Source organism: Polaromonas sp., assembly GCF_030682935.1.
GTDB lineage: Bacteria > Pseudomonadota > Gammaproteobacteria > Burkholderiales > Burkholderiaceae_C > Polaromonas.
In genome coordinates this window covers 1-4,153 of record NZ_JAUXNA010000143.1, presented here as the reverse complement: position 1 = coordinate 4,153, position 4,153 = coordinate 1, and the positions used below count along the sequence as shown (strand labels likewise).

The 4,153-nt window shown below is 60.1% G+C and carries 4 protein-coding genes and 3 tRNA genes; 6 read left to right on the top strand and 1 reads right to left on the bottom strand.

What is annotated here, in order from left to right; genetic code table 11:
- The 5 genes from Q8K05_RS06860 to Q8K05_RS06840 all read left to right on the top strand — a co-directional run.
- A partial coding sequence (locus Q8K05_RS06860; RefSeq protein WP_305245762.1) for a S16 family serine protease occupies positions 1-828 on the top strand: 828 nt, incomplete at its 5' end.
- A gap of 63 nt (positions 829-891) precedes the next feature.
- Positions 892-967, top strand: a tRNA-Gly gene (locus Q8K05_RS06855).
- Between the two features lie 60 nt (positions 968-1,027).
- A tRNA-Cys gene (locus tag Q8K05_RS06850) sits at positions 1,028-1,101 on the top strand.
- A 71-nt stretch (positions 1,102-1,172) separates the two neighbouring features.
- A tRNA-Leu gene (locus Q8K05_RS06845) sits at positions 1,173-1,265 on the top strand.
- Positions 1,266-1,314: 49 nt separating this feature from the next.
- Positions 1,315-1,950, top strand: coding sequence for a DUF6806 family protein (locus Q8K05_RS06840; protein WP_305245761.1), 636 nt, complete (start codon positions 1,315-1,317; stop codon positions 1,948-1,950).
- Positions 1,951-1,957: 7 nt separating this feature from the next.
- Here the strand turns inward: Q8K05_RS06840 and Q8K05_RS06835 are convergent, their stop codons facing one another.
- The gene (locus Q8K05_RS06835; RefSeq protein WP_305245760.1) at positions 1,958-2,641 is read right to left on the bottom strand and encodes a TetR family transcriptional regulator; all 684 of its coding nucleotides are present in this window, start codon (positions 2,639-2,641) and stop codon (positions 1,958-1,960) included.
- A gap of 176 nt (positions 2,642-2,817) precedes the next feature.
- On the opposite strand from Q8K05_RS06835, the gene Q8K05_RS06830 reads away from it, so the two are divergent.
- Positions 2,818-4,062 carry an efflux RND transporter periplasmic adaptor subunit gene (locus Q8K05_RS06830; protein ID WP_305245759.1) on the top strand — a complete coding sequence of 415 codons (1,245 nt, stop codon included), beginning with the start codon at positions 2,818-2,820 and terminating at the stop codon, positions 4,060-4,062.
- Positions 4,063-4,153: the final 91 nt, after the last annotated feature.

Genomic DNA, 4,153 nt, shown 5'->3' with positions numbered 1-4,153 from the left:
CGCGACATCGTGCGTTACTACACGCGCGAAGCCGGTGTGCGTTCGCTGGAGCGGGAGCTCTCCAAGATTTGCCGCAAGGTGGTCAAAGGCATCCAGCTCAAGAAAATGACGCCCAAGGTGGTGGTGACACCGGACAACCTCAATGATTTTCTCGGTGTCCGGAAATTCGACTATGGCCGTGCGGAACAAAAAAACCAGGTCGGCCAGGTGGTGGGCCTGGCATGGACGGAAGTTGGCGGCGATTTGCTGACGATTGAAGCGGCCGTCATGTCCGGCAAAGGCGTGATCACCCGTACCGGCTCGCTCGGCGATGTCATGAAGGAGTCTGTCGAGGCCGCCCGGACCGTGGTTCGCAGCCGCGCAAAGCTGCTGGGCATCAAGGAGGAGATGTTCGAAAAGCGTGACATCCACATTCACGTGCCAGACGGCGCTACACCCAAAGACGGTCCGAGCGCCGGCGCTGCCATGACGACCGCCTTTGTTTCCGCGCTGACCGGTATACCGGTGCGCGGCGATGTGGCGATGACGGGTGAGATCACGCTTCGCGGTGAGGTGACCGCCATTGGTGGACTGAAAGAAAAACTGTTGGCCGCCCTGCGTGGCGGCATCAAGACGGTGCTGATCCCTCAAGATAACGCCAAAGATTTGCAGGAAATTCCGGACAACGTGAAGGCTGGCCTCGAAATAATTCCGGTGAAGTGGATAGATCAGGTCCTGCAGGTCGCCTTGGAGCGCCAGCCTATACCCTTGACCGATGAGGAAGTTGCATTGGTTGCCGCTGTCAGTGCCGCCGCGCCCGTGCCAGTTGCGGATGCGGTCAAGCACTAAGCAAAATTTCTGATCACTTTTAGGAATCGTCAAAAAACCACGCTATAATTTATAGCTAGACTCGCGGGAGTAGCTCAGTTGGTAGAGCGCAACCTTGCCAAGGTTGAGGTCGAGAGTTCGAGCCTCTTTTCCCGCTCCAATTCAAAGGGCAGCACTTCAAAATGCTGCCCTTTTTGGTTGGAAAATATGAAAAAGAGACGGCGCGGTAACAAAGCGGTTATGTACCGGATTGCAAATCCGGCTAGCCCGGTTCGACTCCGGGCCGCGCCTCCATCAAGTTATTGTCATCAGCCCCTGCAATGGGGCTTTTTTGTTTGACAATAGGCGCTCTGTATTGGTTTTGGGCCTGAGTGGTGAAATAGGTAGACACAGCGGACTTAAAATCCGCCGCTTCGCGAATAGCGGGCGTACCGGTTCGATTCCGGTCTCAGGCACCACCCCTCCACGCCCCGGGCGCCCCCTTGAAAATTGGGTAAGATAAATTCCATGAGCCGTTACAACACACCTTTTGAAATTCACGTTCACGGCGAAGTCCCCTTGCGAGCGGACGTCACCTTTGAGCAATTGCAGGAGGCGCTGAAGCCGCTGTGGACTTATGCCGGCTCGAAGTCGCTCGCAGCGGGTGCGGCAAGCACCTACGAAGAAGAGCCCGGCATTCAATTTGATGTCAACAAGCATGTGCTTCAGATGTGCTGGACGGTGCCCGGCGATGAAGATTTTCGTCAGGCACTCGATGAAATGTGCATGGGCTTGAATGACCTGGCTGAAGTGGGTGCACCGATCGAGGTGACTTTTTACGATGCCGACTTTGACGACGAGGAAGAGGCTGCCGAAGGCGACGAGGCGCGCGATGACTTTGCCATGTATTTCGTCGGCCCGACGCCAGCCGCCATCATGCAGGTTCAGCGCGACTTGCTGGTGCAGGACATGATCGGTCTCATGGAGCGGCATTTCGATGCCTCCGAACTTGGCGAAGTGGTGGTGGCCGTGGACAAGTTGTTTGAGCGCCGCTTTGATTCCCTGGTCAATTCCATGCAACTCGGCAGGCCGCCGCGCGGATCCGGCGGCTCGCAGGGCGGAACTGGCCATGGAGGCGGCCGCAAACCGCGGCATCTGCACTGACTCTGCGCTAGGGCGTGCTTCGTTCCTGACTGGCCTGAATGCCGGCTTCTTGCTCGCTGGCAAAGCCCAAGCCGCGTAAATAGACATTCATCACGCAAGGGCCGACCTTGAGCAGGTCGAAGGCTTGCGGGTCGAGGAGCCAGTTTTGTATCAGGCCATCGATCAGGGCATGCAGTCCTTGGGCGGCCATCGCGGTGGGCATGGCCAGCTTCATGTTGGTCTGCTGGCAGGCCGCGTCCATGCTTTGTTCAATATGGCTCAAAAAACCGTGTCGCACCGCCAGATGGCGAAGACGAACGGCCTGAAGCTCTTCGATGTATTCCACTTTTTGGGTGGCGACCTCAAACACACGGCGGGTCTGCGCGTCGGTCACGATCCGCTGAAGCGCGTCGACGGTGGCGCGCCGTATCCGCTTCAATGCGTCCACGCCTGCGCCGCTGCCCGCATCAAGGCCGCTATCCTCCTGGTTGAACGATGCCTCCATGGGCAGGGTGACGCGCTCCATCATGGCATTGAACAGGTCAGCCTTGTCCTTGAAGTGCCAATAGACGGCACCGCGCGTAGCGCCTGCGCGCCGTGCGATGTCCTGCAGGCTGGTGTGCGACACACCCTGCGCCTGAAACAGATGTTCGGCAGCATCCAGCAGCTTGTGGCGGGTTTCAAGTGCTTCTTCTTTAGTTCGACGGACCAATGGGTGCCTCCTGAAGGGGTTTTCTAGTTGTTCTGTTATACATTCATGACTGTATGTAAACTATAGCATTCGCGAAAACCCCTATTCTTTCGACCTTCGGGGGCGACGATTTTCCATAACCGCCAATGCCGAATAGCTCATTTTCGCTTTCCCTTCAAAAAAAATCCAGGAACAGCATGCCTCCTTTCCGCCCTGCCCACTCTCGTGGTCTTCCCCTATTGGTCCGCGTTCAGCCGCTGCTTGCAGTGGCTGCGCTTTCATTGTTCCTGGCCGGATGTGGCAAGGGCGGCAGCGCCCCGGGCGGCGCGGCGCCGCCTCCCGCGCAGGTCGGCGTGGTCACGGTGACGCAGGGCGATGTCGGTCTGGTGACCGAACTGCCGGGCCGTCTTGAAGCCTCGCGCGTCGCCCAGGTCAGGGCGCGTGCGGCGGGGATTTTGCACAAACGCCTGTTCCGTGAAGGCAGCGACGTCAAAGCCGGTCAGCCGCTGTTCAGTATTGATGCCGCGCCTTACGCGGCAGCAGCGGCCAGCGCCAGAGCCGGTCAGGCCCGTGCCGAAGCCAACCTGGCCCAGGCGACTGCGCTGGCCGAGCGTTACAAGCCGCTGGTGGAAGCCAACGCCATCAGCAAACAGGAATACGCCAACGCCGTTGCCGCGCAAAAGCAGGCCCAGGCCGATGTCGCTGTGGGCAAGGCCAACGTGCAAACGGCCAACATCAACCTGGGCTATGCCGCCGTGACGGCGCCAATCTCGGGCCGCATTGGCCGTGCGCTGGTGACCGAAGGCGCGCTGGTCGGCCAGGGTGAGGCGACCCCGCTCGCGGTGATCCAGCAGATCAACCCGATGTACGTCAACTTCACGCAGTCCGCCTCGGAGGTGATGAAGCTGCGCGCTGCGATGGAGAGCGGCCAGTTCACGCGTGCCAACGGCGCAGAGGCGGCCAGCGTGCGCGTCGTGCTTGAAGACGGAACGGAGTACCCGCGTACCGGACGCCTGCTGTTTTCGGACCTGAGCGTCGATGCCACGACAGGGCAGATCACGTTGCGCGCAGAAGTACCCAACCCCGATGGCTACTTGCTGCCTGGGCTGTATGTCCGTGTACGGCTTGAGCAGGCGCAGGCGGTCAATGCCATCACCTTGCCGCAGCAGGCGGTCACGCGCACGGCGCAGGGCGATACCGTCATGGTGGTGGATGCCGAGGGGAAAGTCACGCCGCGTACCGTCAAGATTGGATCCGCCAAGGGCGCGCAGTGGGTGGTGCTGGAGGGTCTGAAGACGGGCGAACAGGTCATGGTCGACGGCTTCCAGAAGCTCCGGGGCGGTGCGCCTGTCAAGCCGGTGCCGTGGCAGCCGATTGGCGCCAAGCCCGCCAGCGAGCCGGCTCCTGCCGCTTCTGCAGCCGCCTCGTCGGCTGCGAAATAAGGAGCGCACCGCATGGCCAAGTTTTTTATTGATCGGCCGATCTTTGCCTGGGTGATTGCCCTGTTCATTGTGGTGATGGGCAGCGTGGCGG